This window comes from Gluconobacter oxydans (assembly GCF_006539685.1).
Taxonomy (GTDB): Bacteria; Pseudomonadota; Alphaproteobacteria; order Acetobacterales; family Acetobacteraceae; genus Gluconobacter; species Gluconobacter oxydans.
Genome location: NZ_BJNM01000019.1, coordinates 1 through 18,715, shown reverse-complemented (window position 1 = coordinate 18,715; position 18,715 = coordinate 1). Strand labels below are relative to the sequence as shown.

Genomic DNA, 18,715 nt, shown 5'->3' with positions numbered 1-18,715 from the left:
GAAAGACGCTCTGCTGTGAATGCTGGTCTTGCCGGTCCGGGCGGAGCAAGCGCGCTACAGAGGCTGGATCTCAGTGGACCGGCCCTGAGCGTTTGGGCCCTCGCCTTTGTTCTGGTCCTTTCCCGCACCGGGGCGGTCGTCATGGTCATGCCGGGTCTTGGCGAACAGTCCATGCCCATGATGATCCGTGCGGGATGCGCCATCACCCTCACGGTCCTGCTCCTTCCACTCGTCGCCCCCCTGCTGATGCAGGGCCATCTGGATGCACTGGCCCCGCTGGGGCTCTGCGGCATGATCGCCGTCGAGCTCTTTGCCGGGATCCTGATCGGCTGGATGGCGCGTCTGATCTGCATGGCCCTCCCGATTGCCGGGCAGATCATCGCGGTCTGCATGGGGATTTCGAGCGTTCTTCAGCCGGACCCCGATCTGGGTTCGGGCAGTTCCGCGCCTGCCCGCTTCCTGAACCTGCTGGCGCCTCTCGTGCTTCTCGTGACCGGCGCATATATCCTGCCCGTCCGCGCGATCCTCGGCAGTTACAGCATCATTCCGCCGGGAGGAGCCCTGCTTGCCGCTGCTTCTCACGCACACTGGAACCTGCTGGGCGATTCCGCGCAGGGCATCATCCAGCTCACGGAACGCAGCTTCGCCCTCGGGCTGGAGCTCAGTGCGCCATTTCTGATCCTGTCGCTTGTCTGGCAGGGCATGCTCGGCATCATGACTCGTCTGCTCCCCACCCTGCAGATCTATAATGCCGCCAGTCCTCTTCAGCTTCTTGGCGGCATCGCTCTTCTGGGCCTCACGCTGAGCACCATGGTTACGATCTGGCAGGGGCAGGCTTTCGACGTCCTCCGGGCCCTTCCAGGACTTTGAAGCATGTCTGATTCCGACGACAAGACAGAAGCCCCGTCCTCACAACGCCTTCAGAAGGCGCGTGAGGACGGGCAGATCGTCATGTCCCGCGAGGCCATGAATTTCGTGGCTCTTCTGGGCGGATTTGCAGGAATTTTCATGGTCCTGCCATATCTGGTGACGGACTTTGTACACGTCATGCAGGTCCTCATGGCCAATGCTGGTACGGTCCCGATGGCACAGGGGGGCCTGCTCAACAGTACGGACCACGCCATTGAAGCCGGACTGAAGCTGGCCGTACCAATGGCAGCGACCGTCGCCGTGCTCTGTCTGGGGGGCGGGTTCCTGCAGACAGGGTTCCTCATCCATCCCGAATCCCTGCTTCCGAAATTCGAACGGATTTCTCCTCTGGCTGGTTTCAAGCGCATTGCCGGTGGCGGAACCCTTCCCGATACGTTCAAGGCCCTCGCGAAATTTGCGATTTTTGCCGTGGTCCTTTGGAATATTTCCAAAGGTGCCATCCCGAGCGCGCCGCGGATGGTCGGGCTGGAACCCGGCCCCCTCCTGAAAATGATGACAGATCTCGGCTTCAGGGCCGCATCTGCCATGATTCTGGCGCAACTGGTCATCGCCGGCTTTGATATTTTCTGGATGCGTTTCCGGCATATCTCCAAACTGAAGATGAGCCGCGAAGACCTCAAGGACGAGTACAAAAACACGGAAGGCGATCCGCACGTCAAAGGCCGCCAGAAAGCCCTGCGCGCAAAAGCGGCCAGGCAGCGCATGATGGCTGCCGTCAAGACAGCGACCGTTGTCGTCACCAATCCGACGCATTACGCCGTCGCACTCGTTTACGAGAGAGGTGGCGGTGGCGCGCCCAGGATCGTCGCAAAAGGCATGGACGATGTCGCGGCGCGCATCAGAGACATCGCACAGGACAACCGGATCCCGATTGTGGCCAATCCGCCCCTGGCCCGTGCGCTTTTCACCCTTCCCCTCGACAGCGAAATCCCTGCTGAGCATTTCAAGGTCGTCGCGGCCATCATTGCCTATGTCTGGAAACTCAAACGCCCTGCCAGCCGTTCTGCTCCCCTGCGATAGACACAGCCGCCGGTCCTGAAAAAATCTTTCCTGGAAGCGACCATACCCCTTGGCGACAGGGGGGTCAGGCATGATATGTCTGAACGAGAACATTTTGCGAACACAGGAAGCCGGCAATCGCGGAAATCACGGCTCTTTGCGAGAGTGGCCGCCCGGTCTATCGTATCCTGGAAACGCCAGCCCAAACCTATTGCGAGGATTGAATGGACAAGACCAAGGCGCTTGAAGGCGCACTCAGCCAGATTGAGCGTGCCTTCGGCAAAGGCTCGATCATGCGCATGGGCCAGCGCCCGAAAGTGGAAACCAATGTGATTTCCACCGGGTCCATCGGGCTGGACATCGCGCTGGGGATCGGCGGCATGCCCCGCGGCCGTATCGTCGAAATCTACGGACCGGAAAGCTCCGGCAAGACCACCCTCGCCCTTCACGTTCTGGCTGAAGCCCAGAAGAAGGGCGGGACCGTGGCCTTCATCGATGCGGAACATGCACTCGATCCGGGGTATGCCCGCAAGCTTGGCGTCAACATCGACGATCTTCTCCTGAGCCAGCCGGATGCCGGCGAACAGGCGCTGGAAATTGCCGACACGCTGGTCCGTTCCGGCGCCGTTGACGTGCTGGTCGTGGACTCCGTGGCTGCCCTCGTTCCCCGCGCCGAGCTTGAAGGCGACATGGGCGACAGCCATGTCGGCCTGCATGCCCGTCTCATGAGCCAGGCCCTCCGCAAGCTCACGGGAACGGTCTCGCGCTCCAACACGCTCGTCATCTTCCTGAACCAGATCCGCATGAAGATCGGCGTGATGTTCGGCAATCCGGAAACGACAACTGGCGGTAACGCGCTGAAGTTCTACTCGTCCATCCGCCTCGACATCCGCCGCATCGGGTCCATCAAGGACAAAGACGAGGTTGTCGGCAACCAGACGCGCGTCAAGGTCGTGAAGAACAAGATGGCGCCTCCGTTCCGTCAGGTCGAGTTCGACATCATGTACGGAGAAGGCATCAGCAAGATGGGCGAACTGCTCGATCTGGGCGTGAAGGGCAACATCGTCGAGAAATCCGGCGCCTGGTTCTCCTTCGACAGCCAGCGCATCGGACAGGGCCGTGAAAACGCCAAGCAGTTCCTGCGCGAACATCCGGAAATGGCCTCCGAAATCGAGCGTCGCATCCGCGCTGAAGCCGGTGTCCTCTCCGACGCCCTGATGACGGATCCGGAGCCCGACGCAGACGGCACCCCGGAAGACTGAAACGAAAAAGGGCTCCTTCCGGAGCCCTTTTTTATGCCGTGTGACTGTCGAGGAGAAGGTCGTCAGGCGGCGATCTTGCTCCGGACACGATCCCAGAGCTTTGCACCCTTGATGATTGCGCGGGCGATCATCGGCGTCGTCGTCGGCCGCAGCAGACGCGGGTCATAGCCGGAGAACCGGCGGTCATCCTCGTCCAGACAGAGCTGCATCAGGTCTGGAAGACTGATGTCCATCGTCGTCATGTCCTTGGCACCCGTGACCGTGAAATTGTTGTCCTGGGTGTGCTCTTCCCCGTTCTCGTCAATCGAACGGGCCAGCCCCATGCGCTCATAGGCCAGGAACAGCCAGACCCCGATCACACGCAGCTCGAACCACGGCCGTTTCCAGAACGGCATGGTCGCCCGGTGCCAGGCCAGCCAGTTCGCGAACAGCAGGATATGGCGGCATTCTTCCTGCATCACCGGCTCGAACGTCTCGATCAGTTCCTGCGGGAACAGCCCGGCGCGCTCGGCCAGAGCGAACAGACCGAACGCAAAGAAGCTGTCCACACATTCCGAGAAACCCGTGACCAGATATGCCCATTCCGTATCCTTCGGCCTCACATACGGAGGCTCCGGCGCCATCGGAATGTTGTAGGCCTCGACCAGCTTGGTCAGGACTTCCTTGTGCCGGTTCTCTTCCCAGGCATTGCGCGACAGCGCGTCCTTCATGTCCGGATCGGTGATCATGTCCGCATAGGCGGCCATGCGCAGGCGGGCCTTGCCCTCGGTCTGGACCGCAATATCCCAGATCGGCAGCGACGTGATGCGATGCAGCGTCTCCGGATCCAGCTTCGGCCAGTCGATCACGGACGGCTTGTACGGATTGAACGTATCGCGGAACATCGCGGCGACGGCCCGTTTGTGCTCTTCCGTACCAGGCTTGAGCGGCCCCTGGATCGGGCTGCTCCAGTGGCGCGCTTCGTAATCAACGCGCTCGAGCGTCTTCTCCGACGGTGCATCGGGAAGATGGGAATAGATTTCGGCCAGACTTTTCATGACTGTGTTCGCGGCGTGCCGGACAGGCACGCCGTGCCCCTTGGAGCTTGTAGTTTTTACTTGAGTTCGGTTGCCGAGTGGATGATGCGGTTCACGAGGCCATAGGCAATGGCTTCATTGGCCGACATCCAGTAGTTCCGGTCCGTGTCCTTGGCGACCTTTTCGTAGGTCTGCCCGGTTTCCTTGGCGAAAATCCGGTTCAGACGCTCGCGCATCTTGATGATCTCGCGGGCTTCGATATCGATATCCGTTGCCGGACCACGCACGCCACCCATCGGTTGATGCAGCAGGAAGCGTGTGTTCGGCAGGCAGACGCGACGCTCGGGACGGCCAGCGGCGTAGATCAGCGCACCGGCGGAGGCGACCCAGCCCGTTCCGATCATGTTGATCGGCGCAATCGAATCCACGAAACGGATCATGTCATGGATGGTGTCACCACTCTCCACATGACCACCCGGCGAGTTCACATACACGTCGATCGGCTTGTCGGACGTTCCGGCCAGCGCCAGAAGGCGACCGGTGACATCACGGGCGATCTTGTCGTTGATACCGCCGAAGATCAGGACTTTCCGCTGATCGAACAGACGGCCCTCAAGCTCGCTGATTGGGCTGTTCAGCGTCTTGTTGTCGTCTTCCCGGGTTTCGGGCTCCGGAGCATCCGGCTCGTCGTCCAGGCGGGTCGGGGTCATTCTGGTGATATCCATATCGTTTCCAGATCCAGCATGCATCTTCATACCCCCTATCCTGCGCTTCGTTTTCGTCGGTGCCAAGTCCTCCTTCGGATCGGGCTTCCGATCCGGACCGACAGGAACTCTCGCCATCCCTGCCACGAACCGCTAGTCTCCGCCGCATTTGGACATTCTACAGACGGCAGGAACGGCACAGTGGTCCCAGGGAACAGCAGGCAGCCCATGACAGCGGCGACACGCAGGACTGCGGGGAAAATCCCGTTTCTCCTGCTGATGACCGCGCCGCTGCTGGCGGCCTGCCAGCATCAGGACGCAACGGACACCGTAACCGGCTGGTGGCACAACTTTGAAGGTGGCGAGATTGCCAAGCTGCGCGCCCCGCCGCCGGGCGAGAACCTGCGCTATCCGCATGTCGGCCGTACCCCGACGCAGGCCCCCGACCTTCCGACGCCCGAGGCACGTCTGTCACTAACGACACAGCTTGAAGCCCAGCGGAACCTGGCCCAGCGCGAAAGCGCGGCCCAAGGCGCTCTGCCGACCATTCCCCCGCCCCCCAAACCTGTCCCGGCTGCCACCACAGCCAATACGGAACAGAGCGGCATGACCATGACGACAGTCGGACAGCCGGAACCGGAAAGCCCTTCCGCCATCAATCCGGCGCCCGATCTGGCGCCCGATCATCTGGCGACGACATCGGCCCCCAATGCTTCCGCACCGGCAAAAAAGACGGCTCCCTCCGCCCCGGCAGCAGAAGCCGAACTCCCCGCCGTCGTCGCAAAATCCATCCCCCCGACCCCGCCGGGCCAGTTCCCGAAAATCGGTGATCTGCCTCCGCCCCCACCGCAGTTCCCGGGCTTCGACCTGCCGCGTGATGCAATGGTCAGTGATCCCGTTCGTCCGGATATCGACACGTCCACGCCCGAAGGCACCCTGATCCGCTTCCAGCCCGCAACGGACCACGTCACGGGTGATCCGCAGGGCGATTACCAGCACATTGTTTCTCTGCGCGGGAACAGGCGCCTGACCATCCTTGGCTTCGGGGCCTTCATGAGCGCGGATGCGGCCCTCGCGCCCGCGGACCAGAACCGGGAAATCGCGCTGGGCCTGCTGCGCGCCCGGGTGGTCGCCCGCGCCCTGATCGCACGCGGCGTGCCCGCATCCGCAATCATTCTCCGGGCGGAAGCCATTGGCGACGGCGTCCGGGTTACGATCAACGACTGACGCAGCAAGCAGCCCGGAAGGCGACATTGTGAGATCGGGAACAGTCAGGCTGTTCCACTCCTGAAAAAACCTGTCTATCGTCGCTGCTCCCTTTCACCCTCTGTCCCAGAGCTGGTCATGACCGAAGAGTTCCACCGCATCCGCCGCCTGCCGCCCTACGTGTTCGCTGAAGTGAACAAGGCCAAGGCCGCCGCGCGAGCCGCCGGTGACGACATCATCGATCTGGGAATGGGCAATCCCGACAGCGCGCCCCCGGCTCATGTCGTGCAGAAGCTGATCGAGACGGTCGGCAATCCCCGCGCGCATGGCTATTCCGTCAGCCGCGGCATTCCGGGCCTGCGCAAGGCCATGGCGAACTATTACGAGCGCCGGTTCAACGTCTCGCTGGACCCGGAAACCGAGGTCATCGCGACCCTTGGCTCCAAGGAAGGCCTGGCCAATCTGGCCGCCGCCATCACGAGCCCCGGCGACACGATCCTGGTCCCGAACCCGTCCTATCCGATCCACCAGTTCGGCTTCATCATCGCCGGTGCGTCCGTCCGCTCGATCCCGGCCACGCCGGATGAGGACATGCTCCGCGCGCTCGAACGTGCCGTTCGGCACTCGGTCCCCAAGCCGACGGCCCTGATCGTCAACTTCCCGTCCAACCCGACAGCCTTTGTCGCGAACCTTGATTTCTACAAGGAACTCGTAGCCTTCGCGCGCCGGGAAGAGATCTGGATCCTGTCCGATCTGGCGTATGCGGAAATCTATTTCAACGAGAACGAACCGCCCCCGTCCCTGCTCGCCGTTCCGGGCGCAAAGGACGTGGCCGTCGAGTTCACGTCCATGTCCAAGACCTATTCCATGGCAGGCTGGCGCATGGGCTTTGCGGTTGGCAACCCAAGGCTGATCCAGGCCCTCACGCGTATCAAGTCCTATCTGGATTATGGCGCCTTCACCCCGATCCAGGTCGCGTCCGTCGCTGCCCTGAACGGCCCGCAGGACTACGTTTCCGAAATCCGCGCCATGTACAAGGACCGCCGCGACGTGCTGCTGCGCGGCCTTCAGAGCGCAGGATGGGACGTCCCCGCACCGGCAGGCTCGATGTTCGCCTGGGCGCCCATCCCGCCCGCTTTCGCCGAAATGGGCAGCGTCGCTTTCTCCAAGCTGCTTCTCAAGGAAGCTGGCGTGGCGGTTGCGCCCGGTCTCGGATTCGGGGAATACGGTGAGGGCTTTGTCCGGATCGGACTTGTCGAAAACACCCAGCGGCTGCGTCAGGCGACACGGGCCATCAAGGGCTTCATGTCCCGGCACGGCGCCGGGGCCGGAACCGCTGACCTTCTTGGAGCTGCATCATCGTGAAACCACTGCGGATCGGACTGGCTGGACTCGGGACTGTCGGGATCGGTGTCATTCGTCTCCTGCGTGAGAACGCTGACATGATTACCGCCCGGGCCGGCCGGCCGATCGAAGTCGTGGCCATCACGGCCCGGGACCGTAACCGCGACCGCGACGTGGACCTGTCCACCATGCGCTGGCACGACAGCGCCACCGCCGTGGCGCAGGACCCGGAGATTGACGTCGCCGTCGAACTCATCGGCGGCTCCGAAGGCCCGGCCCGCGAGATGGTGCGCACCGCGCTCGAACGCGGCCTGCCGGTCGTGACCGCCAACAAGGCACTCGTGGCCCTGCATGCCGACCGTCTCAGCCGCCTGTCCTCGGAAAAGAATGCACCCCTCCTGTTCGAGGCGGCCGTGGCTGGGGGCATCCCCGCCATCAAGCTCGTCCGCGAAGGACTGGCGGCCGACCGTCTGCTCAGCGTCGGCGGCATCCTGAACGGCACCTGCAACTACATCCTGACCGAAATGCGCGCCACGGGCCGGGACTTCACCGACGTCCTGACCGAAGCGCAGGCCAAGGGCTATGCCGAAGCCGAACCGTCAACGGACGTGGATGGCTGGGACACGGCCCACAAGCTGGCCATCCTTGCCGGCCTGGCCTTCCAGCCCGTCGCGTTCGACACCCTGTCCGTGCAGGGTATCCGCGACATCACCGCGACCGATCTGAAATTCGCCGATCAGCTCGGATACCGCATCAAGCTGCTCGGCATGGCCCGGCAGGCCGAAAACGGCACCGTCGCCGCCTGGGTGCGTCCGTGCCTCGTCCCGGCCAGCGCCCCCATCGCCAGCGTCGAGGGCGTCTTCAACGCCGTCTCCACGCAAGGCGTGTTCAGCGGCCCCATGACCATTTCCGGTCGCGGCGCCGGCGAAGGCCCGACCGCCAGCGCCGTCGTCGCCGATCTGATCGATCTGGCGCGGGGAACCGCCATTCCCGTCTGGGGTACGCAGTCCGTTCCGGCCCCCGTCGCCTGCGCGAATCTCGCTGATTTGAACAGCGCATTTTATTTACGTGTGAACGTTCAGGACCGTTCGGGCGTAATGGCTGACCTGACATCGGTTCTTCGGGACCATGATGTCTCTGTTCACTTTGTTTCCCAGCATGATGCTGCAACAGGATGTGCTGACCTGGCGATCGTAACCCATCAGGTTCCTGAAAAGGCCATCCACGCAGCTGCCACAGCGCTTGCGGCTCTTCCTGTCGTGACAGGAAAGCCACTGGTGCTCAAAATCGAGGATCCCCTTGCGTGATCGACCCTCAGAATGTTCTCCCGTACCGCGTCACTGACCGTAATCTTGCTCTCGAGCTCGTCCGTGTAACGGAAGCGGCCGCAATCGCTTCCGCCCACTGGACCGGTCGCGGCCAGAAGAACGAAGCCGATGGCGCCGCTGTGCAGGCCATGCGCGCTGCGTTCGACACCGTCGCCATCGATGGCGTCGTCACCATTGGTGAAGGCGAGATGGACGAAGCCCCGATGCTCTACATCGGCGAGAAAGTCGGCTCCGGTGGCCCGGCCATGGACATCGCGGTCGATCCGCTCGAAGGCACCAATCTCTGCGCCAAGAGCCTGCCCAACGCCCTGACGGTCGTGGCCCTCGCCGAGCGCGGCAAGTTCCTCCACGCGCCTGACATCTACATGGAAAAGATCGTCGTCGGCCCCGATCTTCCCGAAGGCGTGGTGGATCTGGATGCCTCGATCGGCAACAACCTCCGTTCGCTGGCCAAGGCCAAGAAGCGCGATGTTTCGGACATGGTTCTCTGCGCACTTGACCGCGAAAGACATGAAGAGATGATCGCCCATGCCCGCGAAGCCGGCGCGCGCGTCATGCTCCTGAGCGACGGTGACGTGGCGGCTGCCATCGCCACCTGTATCGATGGCAGCGGCGTGGATCTCTATGCCGGTTCGGGTGGCGCTCCCGAAGGCGTTCTGGCCGCCGCAGCCATCCGCTGCATGGAAGGCCAGATGCAGGGCCGCCTCCTGTTCGAGGATGACAGCCAGCGTGAGCGTGCCCGTGAAATGGCCAACGGCCTCGATCCGGCCCGCAAGCTCTTCCTGCACGACATGGCCTCCGGTCACGTCCTGTTCTCCGCAACAGGCGTCACATCCGGCCCGCTGCTGAAAGGCGTGGAACGTCCGAGTCCGACCCGGGCCCGCACACATTCCATCGTCATGCGTTCAAAATCCGGCACGGTGCGCTATATAGAAAGCCACCATACCTTCAAACCGAAGGCGCAAGCCGCTTCCTGAACGGAGAACCATGCTCGCAGACGATACGGGTGCCGTCCTCGGCGTAACCCGAAGTGCAGGACACCGCCGCTGGATCTGGCGCGATCCCCGCCTGGCGGAAGCAGACAACCGCTTGGCACTCGCCCTGGCCCAGCAGGCCGGTATTCCCGAACTTCTGGCCCGTATCCTCTCGGCACGCGGCGTCGCCCCACCCGACGCCTCCTCCTTTCTCAATCCCCGTCTGCGCGACGCCATGCCTGACCCGTCCTGTCTGCAGGACATGGACCGGGCCGCCGAACGCCTCGCCCAGGCTGTGCGCAACCGCGAGCATGTTGGCCTGTTCGGCGACTACGACGTGGACGGCGCCTGCGGAACTGCCCTCGTCTGCGACACACTGCGCGAACTGGGCTGCACCGTCAGCACCCACATTCCCGACCGCCTGACCGAAGGCTACGGCCCCAATACCGCAGCCCTTGAAAACCTGCTTTCCCAAGGCGCCACCCTTCTGGTCTGCATCGACTGCGGCACGGCAGCGATCGATATCCTCAACGGCCTAACCGACCGCGCCGATATCATCGTGCTCGATCACCACAAACCCGACGGCGCGGCCCTGCCGAAAGGCATCGTAGTCAATCCGAACCGTCTGGACTGCACCTCCGGTCTGGGCAGCATCTGCGCCACCGCCGTCGCCTTCCTCACCATGGTCGCCACGATCCGCCACCTGCGCCGCTGTAACTGGTTCGATGAAGATCAGGTCATTCCCGACCTGCTCAAACGCCTCGACCTCACGGCGCTGGCGACCATCTGCGACGTCATGCCCCTGACCGGCCTAAACCGCGCCTTGGTCATGCAAGGTCTGCGCGTCATGTCCCGCGGCGAGCGCCTCGGGCTGGCCACGCTCTCCTCCGTTGCAGGCGTAAAGGAAGAAGCCAGCGCCATGGCCTGCGGCTTCGCCCTCGGCCCCCGCATCAATGCCGGTGGCCGCATCGCACAGGCCGATCTGGGTCTGAAACTCCTACTGTCGGATGATGTCGTGGAAGCCCGCGCCCTCGCCGAACAGCTCGACCGCGTCAACCGCCAGCGCCAGACCGTCGAATCCACAATCCTCGATTCCGCCATGGAACAGGCACAGCAGCAGCTCGATGCGGGCCACGCCGTCATCTTCCTGCACGGTGAAACATGGCACCCCGGCGTCGTCGGCATCGTCGCAGGCCGCCTGAAAGAGCGCTACAACCGCCCTGCCCTCGTCGCCGCCCTGACGGATGGCGTCATCAAAGGCTCGGCCCGCTCCGTTCCGGGACTGGACCTCGGGACCGCCATCATCGCAGCCCGCCAGAACGGCCTGCTGCTCAGCGGCGGCGGGCACGCCATGGCTGCCGGCTTCTCGCTTTCGGCCGATCGTGCCGACGAGTTCCACAGCTGGCTCGACAGTCAGCTTTCCGGCGCCCTCACCCTCCCCAAACAGGACGCCCTGAAGCTCGACGGCATCATGACTCTGGCCGGCGCCTCAGTCGCGGTGGCGGACCAGCTCGCCCGGCTGGAACCTTTCGGCCCCGGCAACGAGGAACCGGTCCTCGCCATCAGCAATGTCCGCTGCGTCAAAAGCGAGCGTATCGGCAAGGATGGCAACACCCTGCGCGTCATCCTGCAAGGCGAGGACGGAGGCACACGCCTGCGTGGCCTGGTCTTCCGTGCAGCCGACAAACCCTTCGCCGCCCTGCTGGAAGACCGCTCCATGCCACTGGTCCATGTCGCAGGCACATTACGGGCCGAGACATGGCAGGAGAGAAAAAATCTGTCTTTTTTCATTTCTGACGCTGCCCCCGCTTGACGGACGCAGGAGCCACCCCTATACACCCGCTCACGCCTCCAGTCCCGTTCGTCTAGAGGCCTAGGACACCGCCCTTTCACGGCGGCAACACGGGTTCGAATCCCGTACGGGACGCCACGGCTTTCAGCCAAAAACAGCTTTTCCGCCATGTCAGGTAATGGTCTCCTGAGACCGCTACAGACGCTGACCTTCTGCGTTCAGGCGCGGATACAGCGGTGTCTTTTTTAAGTGATCTGAACTCTGGTTGTTCTCAGCCATTGAGTTGTCTCCTCAATGGAGGCGCTCATGCCTTTTCCAGACCGCACTTTCCCTGATGCTCCTGAAAACCCGCGTAACCGGGCTCAGTCTGTGCTTGCTCCATTATTTATGGTGAGCATCTGAGAATGGCCCATGCACGAACGGAAGACACAGCTTCCGCATCGCAGGGCAAAGAGGCTCTGTTCTGGAAAAAACCGAGAATTGTGGCGATCCCCGTATGCAATGAGGAAGACCACATCGTCGCCTGTCTCCTCGCCCTGGCAGCGCAAACGTCCCTTCCGGACAGGGTCGTTCTGTGGATCAACAATACGACGGACGAGACCTGTGATCGGGTTCTCTCTGTAGCCCACAGGCTTCCGTTTGAACTGGAAACGGTCACGGCCTGCTATCCCCCGGCCATTGCGAGTGCCGGACAGGCGCGCCGCGACGCCATGGCTCATGCCGCCAGAACTGCATCTCCTGATGCGATCCTCCTGACCACGGACGCCGACAGCGAAGTCGCCACTGACTGGATCGACAGCATTCTTGCAGCCTTTATCCAGTATCCTGTGGAAGCGGTTTTCGGGCGGGTCCTGCTCCTGCCTGAAGAATACAGGAAGATTCCGCTTCATCTGCACGAAGATGAACAATCCGAACGGGCCTATGGCGCGCTTCTGGAGCAGATCGGGCTTCTGCTGAGCTCCGAACCCCATGACCCGTGGCCACGGCATCTGGAACATTCAGGCGCCAGTATCGCCGTAACCCATGCGGCCTGGCGCAGGGTGGGGGGCATTCCGGACGTGCCTTCCGGAGAAGACCGGGCATTCGCCAGGGCCCTGCGACAGAACGGCATTGCGGTTCGTCATGCGCCCCAGGTGCAGGTCTATGTCTCGGCGCGCCTTCAGGGGCGTGCTCGCGGTGGAATGGCGGAAACTCTGGCGCGGCGCCTGATCGCCCAGGACGAATATATTGACGATGCCTTCGAACCCGTCTCCCGGCGCCTGCTGCGCATCCGCAGAGAACTCGCGTACTGGCAGAGCCAGTCTTCTTTCCTCGATATCCCCTATCCGGACTTTCCTGTGGTCTGCATCCGCAGGAAGGAACTGCCCCAACATCATGAACGGGCCTTACGGGTTCTCAAGCGCCTTCGTCAGATAAACCGCCGCTCAATGGAGAATTTCCCGATCGGGACAGCCGGTCAATACGATATCCCTCCCCCTGTTCTGACAGGTCCGGAACCCAGTGTCTTTCATGGCAGGCCCGGATAAAATATTCGGCCGCTTCACTCCCGGTGCAGGGCGTATCCGTCTGTCCGGTCCAGTTGACGATCAGGATATGGCCGTTGGATTTGAGACTCTCCATGACCATCCCCGCAAGACTGCGGATGTCTTGTGGCGTCAGAAAATAAAGCAGCTCGGAGATCAGAACGAGATCACAGCCCGAAGCGTCTGCCGCAGGATAATCTGAAGGCAGGAAGGCTTTCAGAAAGCTGACATGCTCCTGCCCCTCACACCGCCGTCCTGCAATCGCCAGAGCATTTTCCGACGCATCGACCGCCAGAACACGCCCGCAATGCTGCGCCAGCGCCAGAGTACCGACGCCGATCGCACATCCGAGTTCCACCGCAAAGAAAATGGGCGAGGCCGGAAGAGATTCCAGAACCCGAGACAGTTTCTGGCGCTCATACGGACTGCTTTCAAAGCCCCATGGGTCGGGATTATCCTGAAAGAGGCGTTCAAAGACCTCCGGTTTCCATGTCCCCGCACTCATGACGCGATGAAGATTTCATAGGGCTGAAGCATTTTCTCCAGCAGATGTTCGGGAAGAACAAAGCCGCCCGCATCATCATCTACGACCAGCCCCCTCTGGCTTCGATGTGCCTCAATGGCATCCCGTTTCCTGTCCAGAAACGGCCGGATATCAAGCCGCCAGCCTGCCGGGGTGGCCTCATCAAGTTCCATTTCAGGTGGCAGCGTCAGCCCCCAGACAGGGTACGACAGAAGCCGCAGATACGGCAGCAGCGCCTTCAGCTTTTGCCCCATCATCCAGACAGCCTCGTGATCGCAGTGCGGATCATACCGCCAGGGGACCAGAACCGTCTGACACCCATAGCGACCGATCATTTCCGCAAGATGACGGATGACGGCATCGAAACTGTCGCCGTATGTTGGAACACCTGCATCCTGCAATTCCAGAAACAGCAGCCGCTCGGAAGGAAGGCCGAGCACTGCCGCCGCGTCCCGGCTTTCCTCCTGACGAAGCCGCGCAATCCGCGCAGGCGGCCATGTCACTGAACCAGGATGGGACGCGGAACCGTCAGAAACGATCACAACCAGCGGCGGATGCCCCTCCCTCACCGCAGAGGCAATAAATCCCCCACATCCCAGACTTTCATCATCCGGATGCGGGGAAAGAATAAGCGCGGTTCCAGGGGCAATCGTCTCAAGGGGCGCAACCGGAAACTCTGCAAAATGTTGAAGCATATCCCGGACTTTCATAAGCCACCCTCTGGCCAGTCATGTCTGACAAACCATGCCGCGCCTTCTGTCAGGGCCTCGTCCGGAGCGGGCTGTCGCAGATAAGTCGCCAGATCCCGCATGACCTGCTCGACCGCCCGCCCTTTTACAAAAGCCGAAAGGCCCAGACCCCGCTGCACCAGCGTGATCAGTTCCAGGGCCGCGCGTTCAACGGCCAGCCGCGCCAGATTGACAGTCGCCGTAACCTCCTCGGGGGACAGGCCCGGACAGTCACCCGCCGCCTGAGCAGCCTGCTCGACCCACAGGGAGGCTGTCTTCTGAAGAATCATGGCCTCTCCGATCCGGCAGAGCTGATGCGGGTTGTCAGCCCGCTTGCGGGCCAGCAGTTCTTCCCTCAGCAGATCAACCAGCCGATCTACAGCGCCCAGCGCAACAGCCGATCCGCGCCAAGCTCCCGCAGAAAACTCAGGCTGTCGCAGATAATCCCCCGCAGACCCCAGAATATCCTGAGCAGAAACCGTCAGACCGCTAAAATCATAGGCTCCCGTGCCACTTGCCTGCATCCCGGTCAGCTTGCCCGGTCCTGGCCGCCTGCGAGCGGGATCCGTGGTCGGCACGAGGAGCATGACCGACTCTTCCTGCTCGGTCGTTGCAGTGATCAGCGCAAGACCAACCTCACTGACACCGCTGGCAAATCCCTTGATCCCAGAAAGCCTGTATGTTTCGCCATCCTTTCGCAGCCTCACAGATGGCTCGCCATCCGTAACCCATATCCCGGCCAGAACCCCGTTTTTCAGCGTGGTGGCCAGGCTATAACGCTGCTCTGGCGTGCCATACAGCGCTACAAGACGGACAACATTCACATGCCCTTCAAGACACCGTCCCAGAGACAGGCTCAAATAACCCGTCCGCCGCAGAAGCAGCGACAGAAGCCGCCCCCCGTCACGTGGGGAGGCCAGTCCCAGCCCACCTTCCTCAACAGAAAGAAGGGCATCCAGCGCCCCGATCTGTCGCAGGGATTTCAGGAGGTCTGACGGGAACAGATTTTCTGCTGGCGTGAAGGGCCTGACTTTCCAGTCCGCGAACAGATGCTTCAGTCTGGTCCGAAAGGCAGACCCTTCCCCCTCCGTCATTTCATGACCAGAATTCAACATGCCCTGTGACCCTTCCACGCAGCCCGTTCTGGGCAACGTCTGTAAGTCAGGCAGGGATCCCGATTAAAATCGCAGCGCCGGTCACTATTCTGCGGGAATGGAGCTGGCGCCCATCCTCCGTCCTGTCATGCCCCCTCAGCGACCGGTGAATGCGTCTCCGGCATCCCCCACGCAAACAGACAGGCCACAGCTGCCCCTGTCAGCCCCAGAACCACGAACGTCGTATTGAACCCATAGCCCGACGCCAGCGCCCCCCCTGCAAGATTGGACAGCAGCGCCCCGATCGTTCCCAGCGCCAGCCCCAGCCCAATCAGCAGATTACGCCGTCCGCTACCGGAAGCGATGTCCGAAAGGATGGCATAGAACAGCACCAGAATGATGCCTGAAGACAAGCCGTCAAGGATCTGGACCAGAACCAGCGTCGGCCAGTCCGCGCTCAGGATGACGAGACCGTCCCGCAGGGGTTGCAGGGCGAGTGCGAACACGAACAGCGGCTTGCGTGGCCATTGCGGCGCCTTCTTGCCCACGAGCAGGGCCACAGGCGCCATGGTGATCTGGGCCACCACGATGCAGATGGCCGTCACGCTTGCCGGATCGCCAAGATGGAAAAAGGCATAACGCTCGATCATGAGCGGGACCACGGCGCCATTGGCAACATTGAAGAGCAGATAGGTCGCCAGAAAAACGGCCAGCCGCGCTTCGGAAAGGAGTGTGCAGATGGCCTGCAGTGTCTGCTGCAGCGAGGCAGCATCCCGCGACTGTTCGGAAGGGACGTCCGCACGTTTCGAAAAGCCCCCGACCAGCAGCAGACTGACGGCCGCAAGGCCGCCCACACCCCACAGGGGCGCAACAGGTCCCATCATCCTGCCAAGAAGACTCATCACGAAACCGGACGATGCATTGCCCAGATGATTGAAGGATTCATTGCGGCCCATACGCGCGATATAGCCTCTGGTCCCCGCCGTATGATGGCTGATGGCCGCAAGAATGGGCGTAAAGAGGGCTCCTGCGCCGCCCGCAATGAAATGCGCCAGAACAATGGGATAAAACAGCGGTGCCCAGGCCATCACCGCCACAGACAGGAACGTCACGGCACAGCATACAGCGAGCATCAGGCGCCGGCGCGGAAAGATATCCAGAACCCACCCGCCGATGAACCGGGCCAGAACCGCCCCAAGTCCACCCGCTGCAATCGCCGCGCCAATCCGGCTTGAAGGCCAGCCCTGTGTGGTCAGGAAGGCTGTCAGGAAGTTCCCCAGATTGTCCTGAACATCCGCAAGAAGGAAGCTCAGACCGTCCAGGGAAACGTCATCCCTCCGGGGCCGGATCTGTGCTTTGTTTTTCGTCACCATAATTCCCGTCAAAGTCTTTTCGCAGTCGTCCCCCGTACTGAACGGCCGGGTCACGGGTCCGTTACAAAAAACAGTAAGGGTTTTTCTGTTCTGAAAAGACGGATCCTGCGCGGTCAGGCCCGTATCTGCGGGATGTTTATTATCAGCACGCATTTTATGACCGGGATCACAGAGAATTCCGTGAAACCTGAACGCTCCCGGACTCTTACACCCTGACACGCTGAAAAACCTGACACCGAACGGAGCGCCCTCCCATGACCGATGTGTCTGTCGCCAGCCCCTGTCATCTCCGGATCAATGGAAAATCCTGTTCTGCCGACCTGCCGCCCAGCGTGACCCTGCTGGACCTGCTGCGGGAGCGTCTGGACCTCACGGGAACGAAGAAGGGATGCGATCACGGACAGTGCGGCGCCTGCACCGTTCTCGTCGATGGCAAACGGGTCAAAAGCTGCCTCATCCTGGCCGTCTCGATCCCGAATGCCGAGGTCACAACGATCGAAGGCCTGGCGCCGGACGGGCATCTGCACCCGATGCAACAGGCCTTTATCGACCGGGACGCCTTCCAGTGCGGATACTGCACGCCGGGCCAGATCATGTCGGCCGTGGCGCTTCTGGAAGAAGGCCATGTCCGCACCCGCGAGGAAATCCGGGAGTTCATGAGCGGCAATCTGTGCCGATGCGGCGCCTATAACGGCATCATCGAAGCTATCGAGCAGGTCGTCGCCCAGCAACAGCAGGACCGGGCCGGAGAAGCCGCATGAGACAGTTCTCCTATTCCCGCCCCGACACGCTCGACACTGCCTGCCACACCCCGGACCACACGCGCTTTCTCGCAGGGGGCACCAATCTCATCGATCTGATGAAATCGGACGTCGAACGACCCGAACATGTCGTCGATCTCAATGCCCTGTCCATGAGCCAGATCGAGGAATGCCCTGATGGCGGCCTGCGCCTCGGCGCCCTCGCCACCAATGCCGACACAGCAGCCCATCCGCTCGTCAGCGAGCGCTATCCCCTTCTGGCCTCCGCCATTCTCGCCGGTGCCAGCCCACAGATCCGCAACAGGGCCACGAACGGTGGCAACCTGAACCAGCGCACACGCTGCCATTATTTCTATGACCCAGACATGGCCTGCAACAAGCGCTCCCCCGGCACGGGATGTTCCGCAAAAGGCGGCCGCAACCGGATCATGGCCATCCTCGGCACCAGCGATGCCTGTATCGCCACGTTCCCGTCCGACATGTGCGTGGCTCTCGCAGCCCTGAACGCAACAGTCAACCTCACAGGCCCCGAAGGCGAGCGCTCTGTCCCCCTGCGCGACTATCACCGCCTGCCGGAAGACACACCTTGGCAGGACAACATCCTGCGTACCGGTGAAATCGTCACATCCATCGACCTACCGTCGATCTCCTTCGGCCCTCATCACACCTATCTCAAGATCCGCGACCGCCTGTCTTTCGCCTTCGCGATTGTCTCCGTCGCAGCAGGTCTGCAGATGGAAAACAATACGATCCAAAAAGCCTGCATCGCCATGGGCGGCGTCGGCACAAAACCCTGGTGCGTCCCGGAGGCCGAAGCCCTCTTTGAAGGCAAAACACCGTCTCCCTCGCTGTTCCGCGACGCTGCCGAATGCCTGCTGCAAGGTGCCGTCACCGACCGCGACAACGCCGCAAAGCTGAAGCTGGCCCCCCGCATGATCATCCGCGCCCTGTCGCAGGCCGCCGCGGGCACGCCCCAGTCCCAGACGCAAAAGACCATTTTCTGAAAGAACCCGGGTATGACCCTCCATTCAGCAAAAATCGGACAGCCCGTCTCCCGGATCGACGGCCTCGCCAAAGTGACAGGACAGGCCCGATACGCCGCCGAGCCCCATCCTGCCGGCATGCTGTACGGCTTCATCGTCAACAGCCCCATCGCCC

16 protein-coding genes, 1 tRNA gene and 1 pseudogene are annotated in these 18,715 nt (G+C 62.1%); 12 read left to right on the top strand and 6 right to left on the bottom strand.

Translation table 11 applies throughout. The features are described from left to right. The first annotated feature begins 15 nt into the window (after positions 1 to 15). From GOX01_RS08945 to recA, 3 genes are all read left to right on the top strand, one after another. Entirely contained in the window at positions 16 to 870 is an 855-nt protein-coding gene (locus GOX01_RS08945) for a flagellar biosynthetic protein FliR (protein ID WP_081107055.1), read from the top strand. 3 nt (positions 871 to 873) lie between these two features. Further along, complete coding sequence (locus tag GOX01_RS08940; RefSeq protein WP_062269398.1) at positions 874 to 1,950, top strand: EscU/YscU/HrcU family type III secretion system export apparatus switch protein; 1,077 nt, start codon at positions 874 to 876, stop codon at positions 1,948 to 1,950. 203 nt (positions 1,951 to 2,153) lie between these two features. After that, a complete protein-coding gene (gene recA, locus GOX01_RS08935; RefSeq protein WP_011253049.1) occupies positions 2,154 to 3,191 on the top strand; it encodes a recombinase RecA in 1,038 nt (345 codons plus the stop codon). A 62-nt stretch (positions 3,192 to 3,253) separates the two neighbouring features. Here recA and GOX01_RS08930 read toward each other — a convergent pair whose 3' ends face one another. Together GOX01_RS08930 and GOX01_RS08925 are read right to left on the bottom strand one after the other, a co-directional pair. Further along, complete coding sequence (locus GOX01_RS08930) at positions 3,254 to 4,228, bottom strand: ferritin family protein (protein ID WP_062269396.1); 975 nt, start codon at positions 4,226 to 4,228, stop codon at positions 3,254 to 3,256. Positions 4,229 to 4,284: 56 nt separating this feature from the next. After that, on the bottom strand, positions 4,285 to 4,962 hold the full coding sequence (locus GOX01_RS08925; RefSeq protein WP_049750740.1) for an ATP-dependent Clp protease proteolytic subunit: 678 nt from the start codon (positions 4,960 to 4,962) through the stop codon (positions 4,285 to 4,287). A gap of 177 nt (positions 4,963 to 5,139) precedes the next feature. Here GOX01_RS08925 and GOX01_RS08920 point away from each other — a divergent pair, with 177 nt between their 5' ends. The 7 genes from GOX01_RS08920 (at position 5,140) to GOX01_RS08890 (ending at position 13,081) form a co-directional block, all read left to right on the top strand. Next, positions 5,140 to 6,138, top strand: a complete 999-nt coding sequence (locus tag GOX01_RS08920) for a hypothetical protein (RefSeq protein WP_034954011.1) — start codon at positions 5,140 to 5,142, stop codon at positions 6,136 to 6,138. 117 nt (positions 6,139 to 6,255) lie between these two features. After that, positions 6,256 to 7,482 (top strand): LL-diaminopimelate aminotransferase, encoded by a 1,227-nt coding sequence (locus tag GOX01_RS08915; protein WP_011253045.1) that lies wholly within the window; start codon positions 6,256 to 6,258, stop codon positions 7,480 to 7,482. Beyond that, positions 7,479 to 8,768 (top strand): homoserine dehydrogenase, encoded by a 1,290-nt coding sequence (locus GOX01_RS08910; protein ID WP_011253044.1) that lies wholly within the window; start codon positions 7,479 to 7,481, stop codon positions 8,766 to 8,768. The genes GOX01_RS08915 and GOX01_RS08910 overlap by 4 nt, the downstream gene beginning before the upstream one ends. Beyond that, positions 8,765 to 9,766, top strand: a complete 1,002-nt coding sequence (gene glpX, locus GOX01_RS08905) for a class II fructose-bisphosphatase (RefSeq protein ID WP_011253043.1) — start codon at positions 8,765 to 8,767, stop codon at positions 9,764 to 9,766. The genes GOX01_RS08910 and glpX overlap by 4 nt, the downstream gene beginning before the upstream one ends. Before the next feature lie 10 nt (positions 9,767 to 9,776). Continuing rightward, positions 9,777 to 11,576, top strand: a complete 1,800-nt coding sequence (gene recJ, locus GOX01_RS08900; protein WP_011253042.1) for a single-stranded-DNA-specific exonuclease RecJ — start codon at positions 9,777 to 9,779, stop codon at positions 11,574 to 11,576. Between the two features lie 41 nt (positions 11,577 to 11,617). Next, positions 11,618 to 11,693 (top strand) — tRNA-Glu (locus GOX01_RS08895). Positions 11,694 to 11,959: 266 nt separating this feature from the next. Beyond that, entirely contained in the window at positions 11,960 to 13,081 is a 1,122-nt protein-coding gene (locus tag GOX01_RS08890) for a glycosyltransferase (RefSeq protein WP_011253028.1), read from the top strand. A gap of 70 nt (positions 13,082 to 13,151) precedes the next feature. On the opposite strand, the pseudogene GOX01_RS08885 reads toward GOX01_RS08890, so the two are convergent. From GOX01_RS08885 to GOX01_RS08870, 4 genes and pseudogenes are all read right to left on the bottom strand, one after another. Continuing rightward, positions 13,152 to 13,583 (bottom strand): annotated as a pseudogene (locus GOX01_RS08885) (methyltransferase domain-containing protein); the annotation flags it as partial. Then, positions 13,580 to 14,311 (bottom strand): PIG-L deacetylase family protein, encoded by a 732-nt coding sequence (locus GOX01_RS08880; protein ID WP_011253027.1) that lies wholly within the window; start codon positions 14,309 to 14,311, stop codon positions 13,580 to 13,582. The gene GOX01_RS08880 and the pseudogene GOX01_RS08885, both read right to left, overlap by 4 nt. Next, complete coding sequence (locus tag GOX01_RS08875; RefSeq protein WP_011253026.1) at positions 14,308 to 15,444, bottom strand: acyl-CoA dehydrogenase family protein; 1,137 nt, start codon at positions 15,442 to 15,444, stop codon at positions 14,308 to 14,310. Before GOX01_RS08875 ends, GOX01_RS08880 begins: the two co-directional genes overlap by 4 nt. A gap of 125 nt (positions 15,445 to 15,569) precedes the next feature. Further along, positions 15,570 to 16,796, bottom strand: a complete 1,227-nt coding sequence (locus GOX01_RS08870) for an MFS transporter (RefSeq protein ID WP_024717108.1) — start codon at positions 16,794 to 16,796, stop codon at positions 15,570 to 15,572. Between the two features lie 254 nt (positions 16,797 to 17,050). On the opposite strand from GOX01_RS08870, the gene GOX01_RS08865 reads away from it, so the two are divergent. Both GOX01_RS08865 and GOX01_RS08860 read left to right on the top strand, forming a co-directional pair. Beyond that, positions 17,051 to 17,557, top strand: a complete 507-nt coding sequence (locus GOX01_RS08865) for a (2Fe-2S)-binding protein (protein WP_011253024.1) — start codon at positions 17,051 to 17,053, stop codon at positions 17,555 to 17,557. Continuing rightward, positions 17,554 to 18,561: an FAD binding domain-containing protein gene (locus GOX01_RS08860; RefSeq protein ID WP_062268866.1), complete on the top strand. Its 1,008-nt coding sequence runs from the start codon at positions 17,554 to 17,556 to the stop codon at positions 18,559 to 18,561. Before GOX01_RS08865 ends, GOX01_RS08860 begins: the two co-directional genes overlap by 4 nt. The last annotated feature ends 154 nt before the right edge of the window (positions 18,562 to 18,715 follow it).